Raw genomic sequence first — 23385 nt, 5'->3', positions numbered from 1 at the left:
AACAATTTAGGGCTGGCTCAAAATAGCATCAATGCCCTTCTTAAGCTCCTTGCTGACTCCGCTCGGCTCTTGGTTATTAAGCAGAATGTCATGACCCGCTGTTAGAATCGGACTAGGAGCTGTAGCAGAAAACACTTGTGCTGTTTTTGGAATATTCGGAAGAACTACCTCATACGGCATCATTTCTGCAAATGCCTCCCGGCCAGGCAAGCTTATAATCTTTCGCTGAACCTCCAATTTAGATGGTATGTTGCCCGACTTTGCCCAATCCTCGGAGTGCTCTGTAATCCACTTCGCCAGCTTCATCGCCGCTTCGCGCTTTTTGGCATCCTTCTCTACCGGGAAAGTCAGAATATGTCCGCTGCCCCATGCAGCCGGCTTATCGAAAACTTGCGGGAATACGCCTGTTGCCCATTTCATAGTCGACTGGCCTTCCAAGCCTGCAAGCTGCCACGGCCCGTCAATGGCCATTGCAGTGAGACCCGCTTTGAAATCATCGAATGGCGCTTTTTGTCCCTTTGGTGCAACCTGATGCTTATAAATCAAATCCTGCAAAAACTGCCACGCTTTGTCTGATTTAGCCATATCGAATACAGTTTCCTTGGCATCCTTGCTTAAAAACGCTTCTCCTTGCTGTGTCATTAGCGCGTACCACAAGTAAAAGGCGTGGTGGTTATTTTGAAGGCCGATGCCCCATTGCTTCACATTGTTTATGTCAAATCCAGCTTCATTCGGATGCTTTCCATTGTTATCGATGGTCAGCTTAGTCGCATATTCGATCAACTCTTCCCCTGTTTTAGGAGATTTAGCGGGATCCAGTCCGGCTGCTTCGAACATCTCTGTGTTCATGTACAAGCCGTGCATATGCATATCGAGCGGAATGCCATACTGCTTGCTATCATAGAACGTATAGTTCCAAGCATTCTCATCGAAATCTTCCTTCTTCACCCCGACCTGATCGGCAACCGGGTCAAGAATCCCCATATTGGCAAACTGCGCCACATCTTGAGGATGCATAGCCATTAAAGAAGGCGGCGCTCCTACTTTAAACTGTGTTACCAACTTCTCAAATAGCGGCGTCCATTGCAGCGTCGTTAGCGTCACTTTTATATCTGGGTTTTCACTGTTGAACCGGTCAACCATCTCCCGCATCACATCGCCGTCAGGCCCAGTCCAGCCTCCCCAATAATCAATGGCGATTACTTCGTTAGATTGTTTTTCCGGGGTGTTCTTCTCATTGTTGGATGGCCCGGACGCAGGCGCCGGTTCATTCTTCGAGCATGCGCTTAAAATTATTGCAAAAGCCAAAATCAAGGTAAGTGAAAACTTGCTCATTGTTTTTAACATTTAAACCCCTCCATCTAATTGGACATAATTTTGTGTCAATTGACCGTCGGGTATTTACACGAAAAAAAAGACATTAGCATAATCAAGCTTTGACGTTTTTAATTAACGCCTAGGCTCTTGGCGAATCACCCCCTTTTTAATAATTTGCTAATACGTTATGCTAATACGTTATGCTAATACGTTTTTTCAACGCGATTTTATTATATTGTAACCGTTCTCATTTTGTCAACAAAAAAAATCCGCTGAAGAAACACTTGGAAAACCAACGTTTCTTTAGCGGACTTATTGTTTGTTTATAGGCATCAAATATTGCTCATTTATCCCAATACGCAAATGATTATGTTCATCTGCAAAAGTAAAGATGATTTTGCGGCTGTCAGAACAAAGGAAAGATGTGGATGGCCAGGATTTCTACAGTAAAATGAACTGGTTATCAACAGGGTTGAATGGAAGCTTTTTGTTACATCTGCTATAATCTAATTAGCAATAAATGTAACCTGCTTCTATGATTCGACCAGTCCTCAGTCATCAATCGCTGTTAATTTATATAAAATGACAAATTTAGAAACTTTCCTGTTCTATAAACGTTAGTATATATATCAGACAATTATAAACGGCTTCGTTGCGATTCTATTTTTAAAGGAGGCTCCATACAGGATGAAAGTTCCAGTTCCATACACGGGTCGGTTTCAAGCACGTACTTCAATCAAGCTCTCCGTCGCAATTGCTGTTATTGCATTATCGCTTACGGCATGCCTGTCGCCGGCACCGCCTGCGCCAACCTATGTGCCTGCTATTGAGCCCGCGGCTACTGCTGGAACAAGCCCTCAAAAAAGCTATTGGGATAAAAAAATAGACCAGTCAGAGCCTCCCCAGACCGAAGACACAGAAAAATCGGCATCCGCTCTTCACGAGCAGCACAATCAAGACGGAGATGCTGTAACATCAGCGCTATGGCAGCCTGCTTCTCCACTGCTTAAAGGGATTGCTATAGGCGACAGCATAGCAGACATACATCGCATTTACGGCAAAGAAAATAGTACATATCGGCTGACAGAAGATAAAGAAACGATTATCGTGCTGGAATATGACGGATTTTCAATTGGGCTGAATGATAAAAACGCCGTGCACTTTGTAGAAATCTATGGCAAGATGCTGCCCACCGGACTAAGCGGCATTCAAATAGGCGATCATCCTGAAGAAGCCGTACAGGAGCTTGGCAAGCCCGAAAAGCAAACAGACTATTTACTAACGTTTTCAGCCGTCGGGGCGCTGCTCAAGCTGGACATCGACCCGGACCAGAACGAAATTATATCCATTAAATTAATGTCTACCGCTGCCTCTTAGCACATCCTGCGATCCATTGCCGGTTAAATCTGTCATGCTTGTCCCCATTTCATCATAACTATTAGTTATAGGGTAGATGGACAGGGGGACTAGGAGAATGAAAACGCCGCGCTATCAAGCGATCCAAATCGCTTTTACGTATATGGGCACGATTGTAGGAGCCGGTTTTGCAACCGGCCAGGAAATATTGCAATTTTTTACCAAGTACGGTTATATCGCTACCTACACGATCGCTATTGCTACAATTTTATTTGTATGGCTTGGCTATAAGCTGATGTTGCTTTCCTATTATATTTCTGCCAAATCATACGAAGACTTGAATAAAGCGATTTTGGGAGAACGCTTAGGCAAATGGGTAAGCCATTTCATGCTGATTATATTATTGGGCGTATCGTCGGTTATGCTTGCAGGAGCCGGCACTATCTTTCACGAGCATTGGGACCTGTCCTATCAGCTCGGGCTTATCTTGACAGGAGCCGCCTGTTATTTGCTGCTGCAAAAAGGAATGAATGCTATTCTCGCCGTCAACAGCATCGTTGTTCCTTTTATGCTCCTCTTTACTCTGTTTGTAATTCTAAAAACAAGCCAGCTGCCAACTTCTGCTCAATTTATTAGTTTAGAAACGGGCAAAAGCTTCTGGTCAGCCCTAGCCTCGCCTTTCCTTTATGTTGCCTTTAATCTGGCTCTCGCCCAAGCTGTTCTCGTCCCGCTCGGCTCGCAGGTTGCCGACACGAAAGCAATTCGTCGGGGAGCAATATTAGGCGGTATTGGAATAGGCTTCATGCTCATCGCCGGACACTTCGCCCTATCCGCCAATATGCCTGATATCGCCCAGTATTCCATTCCAATGGGAGGTATCGCCAAGCAATTCGGCTTCATTATCCAAACCGCCTATATCTTCATTATTTTTTCAGAAATTTTCACAACTTTAATTGCAGATATCTATGGGCTTACGCTGCAGCTGCACAGCCGCATTCAATGGAGCAAGCCGTTGCTGCTGTTTGCTGCTCTTGTTGCTTGTTACTTTATCAGTCAAATCGGCTTTCAAATATTGCTTTCGACCTTATACCCGATCTTCGGTTTTATTAGCCTGATTTGGCTTATTCAGCTATTCCGCCAAAAAACAATTTAGGTGCTGAAGTTTTTAGCGATTTGTCGCCCATAAATAACAGAAATCTTCTTCAGGCATGCTTAACCTTGGTGCAAATGATTGTATACCTGCTCAAGCTCCGCTATGACGCGCTGCAAAGAATAAGCTTGCTTCGCCTTTTCCCAAGCAGCATAGCTCAGCTTTGTACGATATTCGCCGTCAAGAATCATTTGCTCAAGGGCACGGGCTAGCTCATCTGGTGAATCTGGCGCTACCAGCAGGCCGTTTACGCCATCTTCAATTTGCTCGGCAATACCGCCCACCTTTGTGCCTACAAGCGCCAGGCGGCATAGCGCAGCCTCTGCAAATACTGAACCGAAAGCTTCCGCGCGCGAAGGCAATACGAAAATATCAAAGAACGGCATAAATTGCTCTGGATGGAGCATATAGCCGTAAAAAATGATATCATCGTATAAGTTAAGCTTGACAGCCAGCTGCTCAAGCTCTTCTCTTATCGGTCCGTCCCCAATTAAATGCAGCACGAAGGAATGACCTTTCTGCTTCAAGCAAGCGCAAGCGTGCAGCAGTACGTCAAGACCTTTCGCTGGCACAAGCCTGCACACCGATATAAGCTGAGCAGTTTCATTATCATGATCGATCGGTCTGAAGCGCTTCTCGTCAAAGCCGTTTGCAATAACTTGAATGGCCTCCGGCTTCTGAATATACGGGGCCAGATATTGCTTGAACGACTGAGAAACCGTCAAGATCAGATCTGCCCTTGCTTCCAGTTCTCCGTACACCGCTGTCAAAAAACGATGCTCTACTCCGCCCTCCTCGATTTTACCGTTAAGAATAAGCTCTCGCTCAAAGCTGGAATGTATGGTGACAACCAGCGGCGTATTCGGAAATAATCGCTTCATGGTAAGTGCTACGATCGGATGATGGGCATGAATAATATCGTAGCTTTTTTGAATGCGCATACGCGACCACCACAAGTAATCGCGATACGTTTGCATATACTTTTCAACTAAAGTATTACCGGTATACTCCGAAACGTCAAATGTATGAAAACGAATATCGTCCTGCCCCTTGCCGCGAACCCGCTTAGGCAAAGAAAACAGCTCCATTTCGGTACCAAGCTCCTTAAAACCTTCCTTAATATACGGAACCATAGAAGATACCCCTCCAGGCTGTTCCGGAGGGAAAAATAATGCTTGTAAAATATTCATCGTTACTCATCTCCCAGACTGCATTGTCAAGCTGCTAAACTTTTCCTATGCCTTTTTTCCTATACATGATACAATAGAACGTATGTTCCGTAAAGCGGAGCGTGATTTCATTGTACAGGTGGTCGTATCGTGTCATTATCTATTTTCAGCTTGCATGCCATGCCATTTGCCAATGGGGCAACAATCGCCGTTATCGTATTAATGCTGTTCATGGCATTTAAGCTATATGAAAGCTATAAGAACAAACAAATTTACCAGCTGTTAATATCTGCTCTGCTCCTGTTCTTCGTTAAGCACAGTTTATTGCTTTCTGATTCCCTTATACCAACAGCATACTCAAGCTGGCTGAATGTGACAGCTATTTTACTGCAAATCATCTCCTTTATCATTATAAACTTTGTTTATTTAAAATTGTATACATACCGTTCCGCACAGCTAAAGGTGGTTCCTTTTGCACTGCTCGCAGCTTTTTCGCTGCTGCTTCCTGTAGCGGAGCACTTTATGCCTCAATGGCCGATGCTTGATTTATACAGCCTGGCAGTCGTGCTTATCGTCATCATTGCCACGAGATCAGCTAATCTGACGCGCAAATATTATGCAAGCCTCATCATATATTTTATATATGAGCTGGCACGCTTGGCAAATCAATACCTATTCGAGACGTATACGCCCTACCTAAAACTAATTATTTACGCTGCACCTATCCTATACTATTGTTTATTGTTTTTATTATTATTTGACTGGGTGATCGACCGGTTGCTCACTACGTATCATGTTTCAATATTAGATGGTCTGACCGGACTGTATAATAGACGTCATTTCCAGTCGAAGGCGGAGCAGATGATACGGCAGTCAACTCCTGTTGCTATTATTTTTTGCGATATTGACAACTTCAAGAAGCTCAATGATACGAAGGGCCATTTGCATGCCGACGTTATTTTAAAGCAAGTAGCCGAAATTATTAAAGAAGAAACAGCCGAAATCGGCATTAGCGGCCGCTACGGCGGCGAAGAGCTTCTTGCTTGCATCGCGGTAGCCGCCAACAAAGTGCGCCGCGTTGCTGAATCGATACGCAGCAGAGTGGAGCTAGAGTCCGGTGTAACGGTAAGTGTCGGTTACAGTATAGCCAAGCAGCCTTGCCCAATACACGAGCTCGTCAAGCAAGCGGATGAAGCGATGTACATGTCCAAAACGACAGGTAAAAATAAGGTATCTGCCTATAAAACTATCCCCGCTGCTCTCAAAAAAAACCAGGCTGTAACCTGAAACTATAAATGAAAAAAAGACTTCCTGTTATCATTAGATGCTCTCTAATAATAATGGGAAGTCTTTTATATCATTTGTATACCGTCTAGCTTTGAAGCGGAATCAGCAGCTCTACCGGCTCTTCCTCAAACAAGGATTCATCAAAGTAAAACAGCTCTAACGATACAGCTTTTTCATCCTTAATCAAGCGCTGCTCTTCAATCCATGAGAATAGCTGTTCATATCCTTCGCCTATTCGTTTATCTGAAACTGCCGCCATCGCATACTGATGCGGCGGAATCGTAAACTGGACCATACCCTGCGGCAAATTGTCCAAATGCCGTTCTACCTCTACACAGGCCCAATAGGTAGCAAACACTTCATTACCGTAGTAAGGACAATATAACACGGATGACTTCTCCGCTCCGTTCAATTCATGCTTGCGTGCCAGAAATTCTGTTTGCAGTCTTATCGCCTCATCTCCAATTGTGGAGAAAGGCCCGCTGTAGCTCATTCCGACTAGATGTAGAGCAGATTTTGAAATGATTGAGCAGTTTTCCATGCTATTCTCTCCTTTTCATCGGTTAGAAATAATAAGCTTGGATCATCATACTACGGTAAGTGTAACATATTTTGCCATTCAAGGTACAGTTTTTTACATGCGCACAACGGTACATGCTTATTCTGCTCCGCTAATTAAAATTCCAATCGCTTCATGAATTCCTCAGCTGCGCTATAGCCCTGCTGCTTCAAATACCAGTTATTCGCTGCTGCTTCAATTAACCCCGCTACATCGCGGCCTGGCTGCAGCTGAATTTCGATATGTGGAATAGATACACCCATATAATCGACAAATTTGGGCTCAAGCTCCAGATCATTGTTCAGCTCGTTATCCTTCCATTTGGTCAGCTCTATGTCAAGCACAATTCTTGTTTCATCCTGAAAGGCTTTACGCCCATATAAGCGCACTACATTAACGAGCCCAACGCTGCGAAGCGCAAGGAACTCCTTCGTTGTCTCATTATGGCTGCCGAGCAGTGTCTGATCGCTCAGCTTTCTAAGCACAACAATATCATCGGCAACCAATCTATGGCCTCTGCGAATTAACGTATGCGCTGTTTCGCTCTTGCCCACTCCCGATTTGCCGCGCAGCAATATGCCAATGCCGGATACATTGAGGCATACACCGTGAATCGATATTTCAGGAGCTAGCGACTTAAGCAAATAAGCGTCGAGCGCGCCAATGAAAGGAGTCGTGCGCAGCTTTGTACGCAGCAGCGGAATGCCTTCCTCATCGCAATATTTTTTCAAATATTTGAGGCCCTCTTGTTCAGAGGTTACGATAAAGCAGGGCGGATGGTATTTTACTATATTGCCTATATGGTGATTTCGTTCATCCTCTGTTAAGGCGTGCAAGTAATTAATTTCTTTTTTCCCTAAAATCTGAACATGCTCTTGCGGGAAAAAATCGAAATAACCGACAAACTCCAAGCCAGGACGATGCGCTCTGGCTTTTGTTATAAGACGGTCAAGACAGCTCTCGCCGGCAAGCACCTCCAACGAGAATCGTTCGGCCAATTTTCTCACTGCTACTGATTTCATCAAGGTTCACTCCCTTTCAGCGCCAAAAATCGCTCTTGCATGGTTTGTAAGCCAATTGCGCGAGCGATTTTGTGTAATCTATAGTAGTACTGTTGATTTTAGTCCAAGGTAAGCCATCTGCTCTTAAAACTCAAACACAAAATCTTCATCTGTAAGTGGTTCAACATTAAGCGTACGAATATAGCCGTTTCCTTTTTTGGAGAAAAAGTCATGCTGCTTCGTGTGCGTACTAATGCCGTTAAATACGATCGGGTTGATTGGCTCCTCTGGAAACACAGGATCATAGCCAAGATTCATCAATGCTTTATTCGCATTATAGCGCACATAAGTCATTACTTCTTCCGCCAGCCCGATATCGCTGTACAGCTGCTCTGTATAAATCTCTTCATTCGCGTGCAGCTCCTCCAGCAGCGCTAAAATCTCGGCGCGCAGCTGCTCCTGTTCTTCTGGCTCAAAGGTTTGCATAAGCTCTTGTGCAAGCACGCCTACATAAAGGCCGTGAATGCTCTCGTCACGCAAAATGAGATTGATAATCTCGCCGCTGTTTGTCATTTTGCCCTGACCAGCCAAATATAGCGGGTAGAAAAAGCCGCTGTAGAACAAGTAGCTTTCGAGGAATACAGATGCTGCCATCGCTTTGTACAGCTCTTTTGGACCTGTAATGCTATTATAGCATGCTGTAATCATTTTTGCCTTCTTTTGCAGCTGCTCATTTGTTTCAATCCATTTAAATATATTATCGATTTCCTCAACCGATGCCAGTGTTGTAAATATGCTGCTGTATGATTTAGCGTGAATTTGCTCCATCATGGACATAAAGCCAAGCACCGCCTTGCGCTGCAGGCCATCTACAAATTCAAGAATTTTGGGCATGCCGACGCCGCCCTGAATCGTATCTAAAAGGGTAAGCCCGCCAAGCACATGCTTATACGTGTGGCGTTCTACCTCTGACATTGCAAGCCAGTCCATCTTGTCATCAGACAGTGGGATTTCTTCATCTGTCCAAAATTGCATAACATTCTGCTGCCAGAATGTGAGCGTAAAGTCATCATCCGGACGGTTCCAGTTTACTGCTTTCATAATTGGCAAGCTCCTTTTTTGCTGCATATGCAACTATATTGATAGATTATACTGCGCAGCTCGTACATTCTTCAACAGATAGAATTCTAGTTCTCGTATAGTAAAGGGATTTCAAGCCTTTTTTGGCTGCATAAACATAGAAACGCGCCAATTCACGAGTAGTAACATTACTATTAACATGCAGTACAGTCGAAATGCCTTGATCCACATGCTGTCCAATCTCTGCAATCATATCAATCAGCTTGAACTGATCAATATTGTAAGCAGACTTGTAATAGAAGAAGTTATCTTGGGACAAATATGGCATTGGATAGTAGGTCGTTGAGTTCGCATATGTTCTTGTTTCAATATGCTCAACGATCGGCATGACGCTTGACGTAGCATTTTGAATATACGAAATGCTTTGTGTAGGCGCGATAGCAAGACGATACGCATGATAAAGGCCATGCTTTTGCACTTGCTCCTTCAGTGCTGCCCAATCCTCAGGCCCCGGAATGTACATGCCTTCAAACAGTTCCTTCACGCGGTCGGATACAGGTCGGTAGTCCGTTTCAATATAGCGTGTAAAGTAGGTGCCCTTCGCATATTCAGAGCGGTCAAAATCTTTGAACGTCGCGTTGCGCTCCTTGGCGATCAGCATGCTTTGCTCCAAGGAATAATAGTTCATCATCATAAAGAATACGCCTGCAAATTCTCTGGCTTCCTTGCTCTCATAAGCAATTTTATTTTTGGCTAGATAACCGTTAAGGTTCATCGCGCCCAATCCGACAGAATGAAGCTCCTCATTCGCTTTGCGGACACCAGGCGCATTATCGATTTTGGACAAATCGCTGACCGTTGTAAGGGCCTCGATGCCTACATGAACGGACTCCTTCAGCTTCTTATGCTCCATTACATTAACGATATTAAGAGATGCCAGATTACAGCTTATGTCGCGGCGGATAATGTCATCTGTGCCGTAGTCATTAATGTCAGAAGTCTCTTGCAGCTGGAATATTTCTGTGCAAAGATTGGACATTTTGATAGAGCCGACATCCTTAAGCGCATGCATGCTGTTGGCGTTTGATTTGTTCATAATATACGGATAACCGGATTCAAGCTGAATGGAAGCGATTTTTGTAAGCATATCGCGAGCGCTCATGACCGTTTTTCTCTTTACTTTGTCATTAGCCAGCAGTTCCTCATACATTTCATCCATATCCATATCATCCAGATGCTTGCCGTATGCACGATATACAGAATGCGGTCCGAATACGACTAATGGTTGATTGCGTTCCGCAAGCTCGTAAAATTTATTAGGAATAATTAAGCCGATAGACAATGTTTTAATGCGCAGCTTCTCATCGGCATTGATTTTTTTACAATCAAGAAACTCGATAATATCCCAGCCAAAAATATTGTAGTATCCAGCGCCTGAGCCTTTGCGCTGTCCCATTTGGTCTGCGTAGGAGAACGCATCCTCCATCAGCTTCAGAACCGGCATAATGCCCTTTGCAGCGCCTTCTACGCCTTTAATCGGCTCGCCGCGGCCGCGAAGCTTGGATAAGTTTACCGCTACGCCTCCGCCGATTTTGGAAAGCTGCATGCAGGTGCCAAGCACATAGTTAATAGAGTTGAGAGAGTCATCCATCTCAAGCAGGAAGCAGGATACCATCTCGCCGCGGCGGCTTTTGCCCGCGTTAAGGAAGGTTGGCGTTGCAGGCTGCAAGCGCTGCTCGATCATCGCTTCTGCTATGCGCATGGCGCGCTCGAAATTGCCTTCGCCCAAATGCAGCGCTACGATTGCGACACGGTCTGAATACTGCTCCAAGTACTGCGTCTTGTCATTCGTTTTCATAGCATAGTCTTTATAAAACTTGGAGGCTGCCATATAAGACTGGAACTGGAAATCATGGCTTGTTGTAAGGTTAAATACGGCCTCTACCTGCTCATATGTATAAGAGTCGAAAACATTATCGTAGTAGTCATTATCAATTAAATAGTCCAGCTTGTGGCGCAATGACTCGAACTTAACGCTTTTTTCATCTACTTCTGCCATAAATGCGACAACAGCTTCCTTATCTTTCTCCAATTGGTAGAAGCCGTCGTCTCCGCGCTGCATCAATTCATTATTCAGCTCAATATGCTTCAATGGTTTGCACCCTTTCGACAAAATGTTTCGTATCCTGTGTCGTGCCGCTAAGCTCAAACTTTAAAATAACAGGTACGTGGTACTTCTCGGAAATCCGGTCAGCGCTTTTTGCAAAGCCTGTCCCCCAATTTCGGTTACCGCTGGCGGATACACCGCGCAAATTTTTGGAATTGCGCTCCAAAAATTGATTCACCTTTTCTGGAACTTGTCCAAAGCCTGTCGTATAGGTTACGAGAACAAAAGGCTCGTTGATTTCACTCTGTTCATCGACCGATACTGCCCTCATATTCAGCTTGTTAATGAAACGCTTGACATTGCCTGTTTTCGATTCATAGACAATTAGCATCGCATACTCGCTCCTCTAGTAAATTTCAGCAATCAAAAAGCGCTTCCGACTTAAATTCGCGCCGAATGCGCCTGTACTGACTTACCAGTAATAGACTGCTAAAAAGGTTGTATTCGTCAATATGTAGTTGACGAATAGAATTGTACCTCAATATATAGATATAGTCAATCCATATTTGACGATAAAAATGGTTGCTTTACCAGAGTTGAAATATTCATTTGTCAAGCTATTTTTTAAGAGAAGCGAGCAGCAATTTCATATATTTGACAGCAGAAATGTCTCAAATTGCGCACCGGACAAGCGATTATAAAGTGTCAATAGGCTAAAAAATTTTGTTAAACAGACGGTAAAAACGAGTCCATTTTACTCCTTTTAAAGTCGGCATTTCAATTTCCTGTAAAACCGGTGACAAATAAAAGTCATAATTTCATAGACGGTGAACGAACGCATTTTTTCAAAAAAAGACGTACTCGACTATTCTATCAGATACAGCTATGATGGGGTAGTGTCATTTTAATGATCATTTTAAATATTTTTGGAGGAAGTTATATGAATAATGATTCTGCAGCACAGTTGCGCGAAAAGATTGCCAAATTATTTTCCGATGCCGGTTATACACTTACTGAACTAATTGACTATATAGAACAGCTAGAGCAAAAAGTTGCAGCGCTAGAAGAAGAGCAAAAAAAATTAAAGGCTGCGGCAAGACGCCAGCAACCTTTAAGTAATATGAATACCCGATTAAAAGACGCGCTGAGAGAATAAAGAGCTTGCAGCCTAATAGCTTGGATAACAAATTTAGAACGGAGCTCGAGAAGCTTTCATTTTGTAACGAATCCTAAAGGCGTTATTTCGCATAAAATGCACTTTTTGAAATTCTAACGCATCACAGGGACGCTATCTGTGAACAAATGCTCGTTTAGGCAGTTGTTTATAGCTGATAAGCATGCTACGGTTCGTTACAAATTTATAACAAGCTTTTTCGGTCTAATAGCGGTGTCAGCATTCGTTAGAGTTTCCAAACGACTTTCTAATAAAACACTCTACTTGACAGCAACAAAAAACAAGCGCTCCGATTGTGCGCTGGCTGGCTTGAGCTCGAAATCCGCATAGCTGTCCACTTTAGAAAAGCCGGCGCGCTGAAGCGCCGCCCTCAGCCACTCGGGATCGTAGGCGCGCTGTATATGCATCTCCTCAAAACGCGAGAAGCGCGAGCCCTCATCCTTGGCAAAGATCGTCAAATGATGCTCGATCAAATGCTTGCTTTCTTCAAAATCGCAAGTCCAAATATAAGCGACGTCCCGCTCGTCCAATACGAAAGGCTGCTCTTCTGCATAGCGAACAAACTGCTTGGGCGGATGCACGTCAAATAAAAACGTGCCCCCATCCTTAAGCCCGCGGAAGGTCGCTCTAAAGGCTGCCTCGACATCTGCTTCCTCCGTCAAATAATTCAAGCAATCACAGAACGATATAACGGTGTCCACAGGCTCTTGAAGCTGCCACTCCCTCATATCCTGCTGCAGCCACCTGATCGAGCCTGCACGGGGCCTTACAGCCTGCGCAGGGGTTTCGTCCCATTTGCTGCGGGCAACCGTAAGCATGTCCGATGACAAATCGATCCCGTACACATGAAAGCCCGAGCGGGACAATGGAATAGAAAGACTGCCCGTTCCGCAGCCTAAGTCGACAATCGTCTCCGGCATGCCGTACTTGTTCCAGGCGGACCGTGCAAAGCCAAGCCATTCCGCATACGGCATATCCTCCATCAACCGATCATAGACCGCTGCAAAATGGCCGTAATATTGTGTCATTGCTGATCCTGGCCTCCATCTTTGCCGGTATCCTCTGCAGGCTGCACAAGATGAGTCCAGCTTCCTTTTTGCGTCACAACGCCTTCGCGCATCAGCTTTCCTAACGCACGCTTAAATGCACCCTTGCTAATCCCGAAGCGGCTTTTTATAATTTCGGCTTCTGTCTGATCCGAATAGGGCATGCTGCCGCCAGGACGTTCCTTAAGAAATTGCAGCAGGCGGTCAGCATCCTGTACTCTTCCTACTTCTTTACGCTCCGTCATCGAAAGATTGACTCTGCCATCCTCGCGAATAAATGTAATTCGCGCACGCACGCGCTCACCCAGTCTAAGCGGCCGCGTACGCTCCGGGCTAGGTATAAGTCCATATACGCCGAAGCCGACTACTCCGCCGTCTAGAATGACGAACGAGCCCATTTGCAGCGTTTTTGTTACCCAGCCTTCCACCCATTGACTTTTCCAGCTGTCAGGAGCCGGAAAAACAAGCTGTGACAATTCTTCCTCAAAGGCAAGCTTCGCTACTAGCCGTCCCATTTTGTCATGCTTCATGATGACGAAAACCTCATCGCCTGGAAGCGGTCGAAAATCGATTTTCTCAGGCAGCTCCGACAACGGAAGAAGCAGCTGCCTGCCCAATCCCATTTCTAGGAAACAGCCCAGGCGCGGATGCACGTCAGCCACCTTCAGCCGGGCCAATTCGCCAAGCTGAAGAAGCGGCTTATGCATCGTTGCCGCAATACGGTCCTCGGAATCATAAAAAATAAATACTTCTACAGCATCATTAACCTTCGGCTTGGAGCCAACCAATTCCGTATACGGCAGCAGCACATCCGAAATTCCGTCCGTGACGAAATAGCCGTAAGGCGACACTTCTCTGGATACGGTAAGCACAATTGTAGTGCCCGCTGTTAAGCTCATGAGAATTCCACAACCTTCGCATCTGACCACAGGCGCTCAATGCTGTAAAATTCGCGTTCCTCGCGATGGAAAATATGAGCAACGACATCGCCCATATCAATAAGCACCCAGCGCGCTGTGTCCATGCCTTCAATACCGCGAATGCGAACACCCTTTTGCTCAGCCTGCTTGCGCACCTCCGATGCTATAGCTTGAACCTGGGTATCTGAATTACCGCTGCATATAACAAAGTAATCCGCGACAAGCGAGATTTCTTTTAAATTCAACGCAATCACATCATGAGCTTTCTTATCCTCAGCCGCATTCACAACCAAGGAAAGCAATGCTTCCGCTTTAATTGTCAAATTGTTTCCTCCTTATGCCCTATCTCTCTAAAATTTCTTGCTGTAAGCTATCTCTCGCTTCCAATGTGAGCGGATAAATCTGTTTACCCTTTTCCTTCAAAAAATCAATCGTCCTCATCAAGCCGGACAGAAGCGCCCCATCCAAATCCGTTTCACTGATCGCACGCACCTGCTCGACACCCGGGAAGCTGCGCCCCGGTTCAATATAATCTGCAACCCATACGATCTTCTCCAGCAAAGACATGCCTGCCCTGCCGGAGGTATGATAACGAACAGCATTGAGCACCTCCGAATCAGTGATCCCATAAACATGCTCGGCTACCCATGCTCCAACTGGCGCATGCCATAGCTCCTTCTCATATTGCAAAACTTGTATATCTAAATTATTTTCGCGAATCATTCGTTCCATACGGTCAACTGCCCAGTACTTTGCAGTATCATGCACAATTGCCGCCAGCTCGGCCTTTTCGGGGTCGCCGCCAAAGCGCCGCGCAAGCTCGATCGCCGTTTGCATAACGCCTTCCGTATGCAGCCATCTGCGCTGGGGCATTTCTTGCTTCACCGTATTAATCAGCTGCAACCGATCCATACAAATCGTGCCTCCTTATATAAGCCTCAACCTCAGCAGGAATCTCGTACCTAACGGATTGGCCTGCAGAAAGCTTATCTCGCAGCGCTGTTGAAGACAAGCCGATAGCAGGCATCTGCACCATCTGCAGCCTTTCTTTCAACCGGGGAGACAGCTGCTCAAGACGAGGCGCGTCGGACGGACGCTCTAATCCAATAAAGGAAACGATAGCTGCAAGCTCCTCTACCCGATGCCATTGGGGCAAATCATTAATCCGATCTGAGCCGATAATATAAGAGAAGCTATAGGCGGGATACTGGCGCAACAGCTCCGCTGCCGTATCAATCGAGTAGCTGGTCCCCCCTCTGGCAAGCTCCATATCAATCGCTCTGAAGGCGGAGTTGCCGGATATGGCCGCTTCCACCATCGCTAATCGATGATGCCCTTCTGCTCCAGGACGATTCGCCTTAAGCGGAGAGCCGAACGTCGGAATGAACCAAACCTCATCCAGCTTGCAAGCCTCGCGAGCACTTTCTGCTGCGATCAAATGGCCAATATGGATTGGGTCAAACGCGCCCCCCATAATGCCGATTGCTTTCATAGCGAGCGCTCCTTACCTTGGCAGTTCGATTTTTTTATGATCAGTCGATTCCTTATACAGAACGATTGTTTTCCCAATTACCTGCACAAGCTCAGCGCCTGCGGCATCCGCTACCTCAACTGCAATTTCCTTCGGATCGTCCATGCAATTGTTGAGCACCGATATCTTTATTAACTCCCTAACCTCAAGCGCCTCTGAAATATGCCGCACAAGATGATCATTCGTGCCTCCTTTTCCTACTTGGAAAATGGGCTGCAGATGATGAGCCATCGAGCGCAAATATCGCTTTTGTTTACCTGTTAGCATGCTGCTATTCCTTCTTTCATCACAGTTATCTCTATATTAGTGCGTTTCTATACTACGCGTTAGGCTTGAAGTGAGGCCAGCACGATCTCGCGCATAGCAGCTACAGGGGCCGGCTTGCCTGTCCAATATTCAAATGCGTAAGCGCCTTGGTTAATAAACATGCCTAATCCGCCGTGCGTGATGCAGCCGCGCTGCTTCGCATCGAGCAAAAACTTCGTTTGCAGCGGATTATAAATAAGATCGCTCGCCACTGCCCCCGGCTGCAGCCAGGAAGCATCGAGCGGGGAAGCATCAACATTCGGAAACATGCCTACAGAGGTTGTATTAATAACAAGCTCCGCTTCGCCGCACAGCGCCTGCAGCGAATCTGTCGAGCGAGCGTCAAGCACGGCAGCCCCGTTCTTGGCGTAGCCTCCAAGTGCAGCAGCGAGCTGCTCAGCCTTTTCGACAGTGCGATTGACAACCGTTATTTGAGCAGGCTGCTCTTGCAGCAGCGCGTAGATAATGCCGCGGGCAGCGCCGCCCGCTCCAATAACGACGATCCGCTTGCCGGCCAGACTCGCAATTGCTTCTTCCTTAAGCGAACGAACATAGCCTATCCCGTCTGTGTTATAGCCCGTCAAAATCCCGTTGTCATTGACGACCGTGTTGACGGCTCCAAGTGCCGCGGCTCCTTCATCGATATGATCCAGCAGCTCCATAACCTGCAGCTTGTGCGGAATCGTCACATTGACGCCGCGAATATTCATCGCTCTAACACCAGCGATAAACGCGGGGAGAGTCTGATCAGTAATATGAAACGCTGTATATACACCATTAACGCCTGTTTCGCAAAAAGCGCGATTCATCATAATAGGCGATTTAGAATGGCGTATAGGATCGCCGATAACCCCATATAAAGTGGTGTTACTATCAATGACATGCTGAAAACTCTCTCTTGCCACAAATTTTCCCCCTTCATGCAAGCAGCAAGCTGAGATTGTCGATTCATGGTATATACAATTGTTACCGCAATAAAACGACAGTCTCGAGCTGTCGCTTAAATCATAGCATTACGAAGCATAACCTTTATTCCTTTAGGCGCATAAACATCCAGCAATGCCCCTTCGGTGCTGTTAATATGAATCCAGCCAAGCCCTGCTATAAATACGTCCTGCTTGGCTCCGCGCGCAACGCGCAACGAATGCCTTGTCCATGGCGGTATTTCTGCAAGCTCCTCTAATGAAGGTGTGCCGAGCAGCTCTCCGCGGTGCTCCTCATACAGCTGATCCGCGCGTTCCAGCTTTGTACGGTGAACATTCAAGCTATTGGAAATATAGAGGGTAAAGGATTGTCGTTCTCCTTCTACAAAATCAAAACGAACGATGCTGCCGATAAATAACGTTTGTTTTTCATTCAACTGATAAACAAGCGGCTTGATCGGCTTATCTGGCAGCAATGAGCCAAGGAAGCTGCGCGGCACTGCCTCTGTCAGCCGGCTGGAATAAACAATACCAGGCGTATCGATAATAAATCTTCCATCATCCAGCGGAATTTTAATGGCATCAAGCGTTGTGCCCGGATAACGCGAGGTCGTAAGCTCATTATCCAAATCGCTGTAATCGCGGATAATGCGATTAATTAATGTAGATTTGCCCACATTTGTCGCACCGACGATATATACATCCCGTCCCTCGCGATGCTTCTCAAGAGCAGTGAGCACATGCTCCATGCCCATATTGCGCTTAGCGCTGCACAGCACAACATCAACCGTACGAATTCCTTGCAGCTTGGCCTGCTGCTGCACCCAATTGCGAATCCGGTTGGCATTGATTGATTTAGGCAGCAAATCGATCTTGTTGACGACAAGCAAAACAGGATTGTTGCCGACAAAGCGCTGCAATCCCGAAATAAGACTTCCTTCAAAATCGTATAAGTCTACGATATGTACGACAAGGCTGTCCGTTTCGCCGATTTTTCCTAACAGGCGCAAAAAATCATCCTGGTCTATGGCAACGGTTGATGCTTCATTATAATGTTTAATTCTAAAGCAGCGCTGGCATATAACCGGCTCCCGCTGCATTGCATTTTGCGGCAAATAGCCTGGCAGCTCGCTGCGCTCTGTTTGCAGCTTGACGCCGCAGCCAGAGCAGGACAGAGCCTCCATATTTGCTTGATCCTTACTCACTTTTGTTCCTCCTCATGCCATAGGCCCCGCTTGCGCAGCCTAACGAGCGCAATCCGTTCAATTTTTCGGTTAACACGGGTCATTACTCCTTCATCTGCAGGCGAAATAGGAGCAACCAGAACGGTGTACAATCCCATACGATTGCCGCCAAGCACGTCAGTGAGCATCTGGTCGCCTATCATAACCGTCTGCTCAGGCTTTAAGCGGAGCAGATCAAGCGCCTGCTTGAACGCACGCCTAGACGGCTTGCGCGCGGAATAGACAAACGGCAGGCTGAGCGGGGTTGAGAAGCCGCCTACCCGATCCGCATTGTTATTGGAAACAATAACGACTCGAATGCCTTTCTCCTCAACCGTTTTCAGCCAAGCTGCAAGCTCTGGCGTTGCAAGAGCAACCTTGGCGCCTACAAGTGTATTATCTAAATCGGTAATGATCCCCCTAATTCCTTGCGCATACAACTTTTCCAAATCGATATCATATACCGAATTGACACGCAGCTTCGGTACTAATCTTTCGAGCATAGCCGTAATCCCTCTTCTTTCTCCCTGCTATCTTACGAAACTATACCACACAAACCAAATTCGTTGCAAACAAGGATAAACGGCTTCGCCGACCTTTGAAAAGGCATGTTTACTGACGAATTATAAGAACAAGTTTGTAGAAAAAACTTATAGCTTCTTATAATGACAAATAACCTTTATCCTTTATCTTTTTTGGCCTCGGCAATGATATGCTTTACTTCCTCCGCGCAGCGCTGCACAACCTGCAGCTGCTCAGCGCTAGCCTGCTTGCCGCTGTATCTCGCTTGTTCAAATAAATCCAGCAATTGCAGGAGCGGCTGTTTGGCGGACTTATACTTCCCTTCATCCAGCCAGCGCAGCACAGCCTCGCGCATCGTCTCATGCTCTGACCTTAGCAGTCCTTGTCTCGCGCATTGGCGAAGCAGCTTATTGGCTTCCATTATAATTCTTTCATTATTACCGATGGACTTATAACGATAAGCCGTCCACCAGTCTATTAGCTTTTTGCGATAAAGCAGAGCGAACAGCAGCCCTATAACCGGCACTATAATTAATAGAAGCAACGGGATGAGAGAAGCTGTTTTTTCAGTCGTATTCTCACTCATTTCTGGAGCAGCAGGCTCATCCTTCTCCTCCGGCACTTCAGGCTGTTGTATGTCCGTCTCCTCTTGAAGCGGCATGGCGTAAGGAAAAGAGAAACCGGCGGTCGGCTCAAATGCAATCCAGCCATAGCCGTCAAAATAGATTTCCAGCCAGGAATGCGCATCACTGTTGCGAACGGTATAGGTGCCGGCTCCTGCCGGATCTGTGACTACAGCTTCAGAATCCATCCAGCCATTGGCTGACGCAGAGGCTGGCAAATAGCCTGGTGCAAATCCTTTTACCCATCTGGCAGGCATGTCAAGCGTGCGGGCCATGACTACCATTGCTGTCGAAAAGTAATCGCAATAGCCTTCATACAGCTCAAATAAAAATTGATCGACGAAATCTGTGGATTGACCGGTCAGCTTGCTGCTGTCAGGTGTACTGGAGTACGTGTAATGAAGCCGTAAATATTGCTCCAGCATCCGGGCTTTATCATAGTCATTAGCCGCTTCTGCCGTAATTTCCTCGGCCAACTGCTTTACTCTTTCCGGCAAATCATCCGGAAGCTGCAAATAAATATCGTTTAGATCTTTCTCTTGAATGTGCGCGTCCACCGTTCTCAAAGCTTCCTCGTCCAATATGATCTCTTCGGAAACTACGGTATAAGTCGAAGGAAAGGATTGCGGCGTCTGATCATTCCAGCGCAGCTCCCAAAGACCTGGCGACCAACTTAAATGTTCATACAGCTCCGCATCATCCGCTCCAATCGAAATAACCTTTGTAACTGGCGCAGCTGCAAACAATACAGGATAATCTACATCTCTGGCCATCGATACAGTTTGCACAATTTCATTCGTTTGCGCATGGGGGCGCGGACGCTGCTCGTCTATTTCGCCATTGCTGCCGACAGCTTTCGTCCGGCTCAGCAAACGTTTGTAATCAGCAGAATCCTCAATCATCCAGCCTTTGCCGTCATAGAAGCTTTTCGTTTCTCCCCTCCAATAGCTTTTCCTATTAGTAGTAACCGTCATGACAGGAGAATAATCATACTGAAAGCCGCCGCCAAGACTGCTATCATCCCGGCTGTAGCCTGAGCTCGCTGACAAATTTGACTTCAATCCGTTATTTGCAGCATTATTTTTTTCTCCCAGATTAATATTTACTCGCTCGCCCTTGGCATGCTTCCACATTGTATATGGGTCCTTCAAGAGAGGCGCCGTTGCCGGCATGCTGATACCTGTCAGCATAATAATACTCAATACAAGCAGCATGGGCAGCACGACATAAAGCGGATATTCCAGCAGCACCTTCCAGCTGTGAGGATGCTCCTTCTGCAAGGTATGAAGATGATAGGCAGCCAGCCAAATCAGGCTAAGCAGCACAACAACCGCTACATTATCCCATAACCAGTAAGGGGTAAAGGAATCTACGATTGTTAAAATAATTAGGCTGGTGCCGATTGTTCCAAAAATTCGAATTCTAGTCGTCGACCAATACAAAAGCATTTGATAAATAACTAGAACAGCAAGGCTTATCCAAATAAAAGGATAGAGCTTAACAAGCTCGTTCATCAGCATTTCGAACGTAACCGCCCAGCTTTCCTGCTTGCTCCAGTGAAGCACTTCCGGCACTTTAACGACAGTTACAGCTGCTGCGGCAAGCCACTGCAAAAAAAGCTTCGTCTTCAGCCAACGCCATGGCAGCACCAACTGGATTACAAGTGCGGTACCGATCGTAAAATAGGCAATCGAGAACGTTTCTTCCCACCAATAGGCTTCAAATATTGATAAAGTGCTCATTATTATACAAGCTATCAAGACAGAGACCAGCTTTTCATACCACGCATTTCGTTTGCTATTCATCGCCTGCCTCCCCCTTCCAGCACCGCGGGCAGCTCATGAAGCTCATGAATCGAATAGATCGGCCACTTAATAGATTGCTCGCGGCGGAATTCGATTCCAGGCTCTGCAGCGCCAGTCCGTATCAAATGCGGATGCAGCTCGCGACGCTGCAGCCAGTCAAGCACGGGCAACAGCTTCACTAACGGGCTTGCCGAAACAACAATGACAACTCCGCCCTTGTCCAGCAAAGCCTCGGAATGCTTAACTGCTTCCAGCAACGTCTGCAAACCGCTCGGTTCAGCAAAAGTCAAATGCTTCAGCACCGCAGCCTTCTGCCAGGCGTCGGCACGCGGATTAAACCAAGCGGTCTCATGTCCGGTCGTAAGCAAACCCATGGCCGTATTGGAACGCAGGCCGCTTTCGAGCAAAGAGGCTGCGGCAGATACGGCAAGCTCAAAGTCGTCGCCGCTGCTCGAGTAGCTTTCCTTGCTGCAATCCAATATGACGATCATGCGGGGCAGCGATTCCTTTTCAAAAGCTTTGGATTTCCATTCGCCTGTTTTGGCAGTCGCATTCCAATGCACGCGTGATAAACGGTCGCCCGGCAAATACTCACGGATGCCGTTAAGCTGCGTCGTCTCCTTCGCGGAGCGCGAGGCGGCTGCGTGTGCATACAACCCTTGCTGCGACTTAAACAAGCTGTCCCAGCTTCTTAAATATACCGTTTGCGGTTGTACCGCTATCTCAGTTCCGCTTTCAAACGATCCTTTATGCTCAAACAATCCAAACACATCGTAAGTCAGACATTCTGTCTTTTGGAAAGTATAGCCGCCTCTTTTTAGCTGCGGGCTTTTGTAGGCAATCCGTCCCCCTTTTCGCCAGGTTGGCAAAAAGGAATCCTCGAACATAAGCAGCTGCCCATCGTGCCTCTTCAAATAATCGCGTACGATAACATAAGTAAGCGGGTAATAGCCTGGAATTGTAATGTGCAGCTCAAGCTCCAGCTGGGTGCCTGCACGAATATACGGCTCCCTGACCTCGTCCCCTTCCACTTTAACCATTCGCTTGCCACGCACTCTATAAATACCGCTAAAGTGGCCGAGCAATAAGTATAAAAGCAGCAAATTCAATATAATAAATAGCATAAACGCTGTTTTCCCGCCTTGAAACATTACATACAGCAGGCTGATTCCATAAATAGCCGCCATATACATCCATCTCAGCTTCGCATTGATTGATTTAACCATCATTTAATTCTCCAGTCTTACTGGAACTTTTGTCGATTGCAAAATATCGTCCACAACGCGCTGCGCATTGATCCCCCTCATCTTCGCTTCCATCTGAAGCAGCAGGCGGTGCGCAATAACGTACGGCGCCAATTCCTTTACATCATCAGGCGTTACATAGTCGCGCTCATGCAGAAACGCTCTCGCTCTGGCAGCTTTAGCAAGTGCAATCGTCGCTCTAGGACTTGCCCCGAGCACCACATTTTCATGCTCTCTCGTAGCACTTATAATAGAAAGAATATAAGTGGCAACAGCGCTATCGATATGAATCTGTTGAGCCTGCTCCTGAATATACAGCATATCCTCGATATCGATAACCGCTTGAATATGCTCGGATGGAGCCTTGCTCGAGGCTACAATCATCTGATGCTCATCCTCCTTGCTTGGATAACCGAGCGTCAGCCGCATCATAAATCGGTCAAGCTGAGCTTCAGGCAAAGAATAGGTGCCTTCAAACTCAATCGGATTTTGCGTTGCCAGCAGCACGAAAGGCTGCGGCAAATGATAGGTTTCGCCGTCAACAGTAACATGCGCCTCCTCCATCGCCTCCAGCAAGGCTGACTGCGTCTTCGTTGTAGCTCTATTAATTTCATCCGCTAATAATATATTCGTCATAATCGGACCTGGGCGAAATTGAAACTGTTCATGACGAGGATGATAGATGGACACACCTGTTATATCTGTCGGCAGCAAATCGGGATTGCACTGAACCCTGCGGAATTGCCCGCCGATTGTTTTGGCCAACGCTTTGACAAGCTGTGTTTTTCCCGTTCCCGGGACATCCTCTATCAGAACATGTCCGCCTGCAATAACAGCGATTAATAATCTTTCTATTTGCTCTCGTTTTCCGAGAATACAAGCTTCCAAATTATGAAGCATCATCGAGCATACATGGCGATCAACAGTACGAATTTCCATTCCATTCCCTCCCGAAAAATACTAGAGTTTGCTAGATTATAGCATCATTATAACAGCAATATTAACATTTCTGCTCATTCCAAAAAAAATTGGAGAATCCCAC

At 46.4% G+C, this 23385-nt stretch carries 23 protein-coding genes; 4 read left to right on the top strand and 19 right to left on the bottom strand.

Annotated elements, in window-relative coordinates; all coding sequences use genetic code 11:
* Positions 1-6: 6 nt before the first annotated feature.
* A complete protein-coding gene (locus ACRRU2_RS00830) occupies positions 7-1347 on the bottom strand; it encodes an ABC transporter substrate-binding protein (protein ID WP_331699246.1) in 1341 nt (446 codons plus the stop codon).
* A 657-nt stretch (positions 1348-2004) separates the two neighbouring features.
* Here ACRRU2_RS00830 and ACRRU2_RS00825 point away from each other — a divergent pair.
* Together ACRRU2_RS00825 and ACRRU2_RS00820 are read left to right on the top strand one after the other, a co-directional pair.
* Positions 2005-2694, top strand: coding sequence for a hypothetical protein (locus ACRRU2_RS00825; RefSeq protein ID WP_432499653.1), 690 nt, complete (start codon positions 2005-2007; stop codon positions 2692-2694).
* 97 nt (positions 2695-2791) lie between these two features.
* Positions 2792-3826: a YkvI family membrane protein gene (locus ACRRU2_RS00820; protein WP_331699244.1), complete on the top strand. Its 1035-nt coding sequence runs from the start codon at positions 2792-2794 to the stop codon at positions 3824-3826.
* A gap of 59 nt (positions 3827-3885) precedes the next feature.
* On the opposite strand, the gene ACRRU2_RS00815 is transcribed toward ACRRU2_RS00820, so the two are convergent.
* Positions 3886-5013, bottom strand: a complete 1128-nt coding sequence (locus ACRRU2_RS00815; RefSeq protein ID WP_331699243.1) for a glycosyltransferase family 4 protein — start codon at positions 5011-5013, stop codon at positions 3886-3888.
* A 129-nt stretch (positions 5014-5142) separates the two neighbouring features.
* Between ACRRU2_RS00815 and ACRRU2_RS00810 the strand changes: the two genes are divergently transcribed.
* A complete protein-coding gene (locus ACRRU2_RS00810) occupies positions 5143-6279 on the top strand; it encodes a GGDEF domain-containing protein (protein ID WP_432499652.1) in 1137 nt (378 codons plus the stop codon).
* 85 nt (positions 6280-6364) lie between these two features.
* On the opposite strand, the gene ACRRU2_RS00805 is transcribed toward ACRRU2_RS00810, so the two are convergent.
* The 5 genes from ACRRU2_RS00805 to nrdI all read right to left on the bottom strand — a co-directional run bounded on the left by ACRRU2_RS00805 (position 6365) and on the right by nrdI (position 11417).
* Positions 6365-6820: an effector binding domain-containing protein gene (locus ACRRU2_RS00805; protein WP_331699241.1), complete on the bottom strand. Its 456-nt coding sequence runs from the start codon at positions 6818-6820 to the stop codon at positions 6365-6367.
* 134 nt (positions 6821-6954) lie between these two features.
* Complete coding sequence (gene hprK / locus ACRRU2_RS00800; protein ID WP_331699240.1) at positions 6955-7860, bottom strand: HPr(Ser) kinase/phosphatase; 906 nt, start codon at positions 7858-7860, stop codon at positions 6955-6957.
* A gap of 123 nt (positions 7861-7983) precedes the next feature.
* Complete coding sequence (gene nrdF, locus ACRRU2_RS00795) at positions 7984-8940, bottom strand: class 1b ribonucleoside-diphosphate reductase subunit beta (protein ID WP_432499651.1); 957 nt, start codon at positions 8938-8940, stop codon at positions 7984-7986.
* Positions 8941-8986: 46 nt separating this feature from the next.
* Positions 8987-11071: a class 1b ribonucleoside-diphosphate reductase subunit alpha gene (nrdE, locus tag ACRRU2_RS00790; RefSeq protein ID WP_331699238.1), complete on the bottom strand. Its 2085-nt coding sequence runs from the start codon at positions 11069-11071 to the stop codon at positions 8987-8989.
* Positions 11058-11417, bottom strand: coding sequence for a class Ib ribonucleoside-diphosphate reductase assembly flavoprotein NrdI (gene nrdI, locus ACRRU2_RS00785; protein WP_331699333.1), 360 nt, complete (start codon positions 11415-11417; stop codon positions 11058-11060). The genes nrdE and nrdI overlap by 14 nt, the downstream gene beginning before the upstream one ends.
* A 549-nt stretch (positions 11418-11966) precedes the next feature.
* Between nrdI and ACRRU2_RS00780 the strand changes: the two genes are divergently transcribed.
* A complete protein-coding gene (locus tag ACRRU2_RS00780; protein WP_432499650.1) occupies positions 11967-12182 on the top strand; it encodes a hypothetical protein in 216 nt (71 codons plus the stop codon).
* A gap of 278 nt (positions 12183-12460) precedes the next feature.
* Here the strand turns inward: ACRRU2_RS00780 and ACRRU2_RS00775 are convergent, their stop codons facing one another.
* The 12 genes from ACRRU2_RS00775 to ACRRU2_RS00720 form a co-directional block, all read right to left on the bottom strand.
* Positions 12461-13228 (bottom strand): class I SAM-dependent DNA methyltransferase, encoded by a 768-nt coding sequence (locus ACRRU2_RS00775; protein WP_432499649.1) that lies wholly within the window; start codon positions 13226-13228, stop codon positions 12461-12463.
* The gene (locus ACRRU2_RS00770; RefSeq protein WP_432499648.1) at positions 13225-14145 is read right to left on the bottom strand and encodes a CvfB family protein; all 921 of its coding nucleotides are present in this window, start codon (positions 14143-14145) and stop codon (positions 13225-13227) included. Before ACRRU2_RS00770 ends, ACRRU2_RS00775 begins: the two co-directional genes overlap by 4 nt.
* Positions 14142-14489: a ribosome silencing factor gene (rsfS, locus tag ACRRU2_RS00765; protein ID WP_432499647.1), complete on the bottom strand. Its 348-nt coding sequence runs from the start codon at positions 14487-14489 to the stop codon at positions 14142-14144. Before rsfS ends, ACRRU2_RS00770 begins: the two co-directional genes overlap by 4 nt.
* A gap of 19 nt (positions 14490-14508) precedes the next feature.
* Entirely contained in the window at positions 14509-15078 is a 570-nt protein-coding gene (gene yqeK, locus ACRRU2_RS00760; RefSeq protein WP_432499646.1) for a bis(5'-nucleosyl)-tetraphosphatase (symmetrical) YqeK, read from the bottom strand.
* A complete protein-coding gene (nadD, locus tag ACRRU2_RS00755; RefSeq protein ID WP_432499645.1) occupies positions 15056-15658 on the bottom strand; it encodes a nicotinate-nucleotide adenylyltransferase in 603 nt (200 codons plus the stop codon). The genes yqeK and nadD overlap by 23 nt, the downstream gene beginning before the upstream one ends.
* A gap of 12 nt (positions 15659-15670) precedes the next feature.
* The gene (gene yhbY, locus ACRRU2_RS00750) at positions 15671-15964 is read right to left on the bottom strand and encodes a ribosome assembly RNA-binding protein YhbY (RefSeq protein WP_331699231.1); all 294 of its coding nucleotides are present in this window, start codon (positions 15962-15964) and stop codon (positions 15671-15673) included.
* A 59-nt stretch (positions 15965-16023) separates the two neighbouring features.
* On the bottom strand, positions 16024-16908 hold the full coding sequence (gene aroE, locus ACRRU2_RS00745; RefSeq protein ID WP_432499644.1) for a shikimate dehydrogenase: 885 nt from the start codon (positions 16906-16908) through the stop codon (positions 16024-16026).
* A gap of 95 nt (positions 16909-17003) precedes the next feature.
* Positions 17004-18110, bottom strand: coding sequence for a ribosome biogenesis GTPase YqeH (gene yqeH / locus ACRRU2_RS00740; RefSeq protein ID WP_331699332.1), 1107 nt, complete (start codon positions 18108-18110; stop codon positions 17004-17006).
* Between the two features lie 17 nt (positions 18111-18127).
* On the bottom strand, positions 18128-18652 hold the full coding sequence (locus tag ACRRU2_RS00735; protein WP_331699229.1) for a YqeG family HAD IIIA-type phosphatase: 525 nt from the start codon (positions 18650-18652) through the stop codon (positions 18128-18130).
* 176 nt (positions 18653-18828) lie between these two features.
* Positions 18829-21099 carry a transglutaminase TgpA family protein gene (locus ACRRU2_RS00730; protein WP_432499643.1) on the bottom strand — a complete coding sequence of 757 codons (2271 nt, stop codon included), beginning with the start codon at positions 21097-21099 and terminating at the stop codon, positions 18829-18831.
* A complete protein-coding gene (locus tag ACRRU2_RS00725; protein ID WP_432499642.1) occupies positions 21096-22328 on the bottom strand; it encodes a DUF58 domain-containing protein in 1233 nt (410 codons plus the stop codon). Before ACRRU2_RS00725 ends, ACRRU2_RS00730 begins: the two co-directional genes overlap by 4 nt.
* Positions 22329-23282, bottom strand: coding sequence for an AAA family ATPase (locus ACRRU2_RS00720; protein ID WP_331699226.1), 954 nt, complete (start codon positions 23280-23282; stop codon positions 22329-22331).
* Positions 23283-23385: the final 103 nt, after the last annotated feature.

It is taken from the genome of Paenibacillus sp. GXUN7292 (genome assembly GCF_050864975.1).
Classification (GTDB): domain Bacteria; phylum Bacillota; class Bacilli; order Paenibacillales; family Paenibacillaceae; genus Pristimantibacillus.
This window is presented reverse-complemented; position numbering and strand designations above follow the sequence as displayed.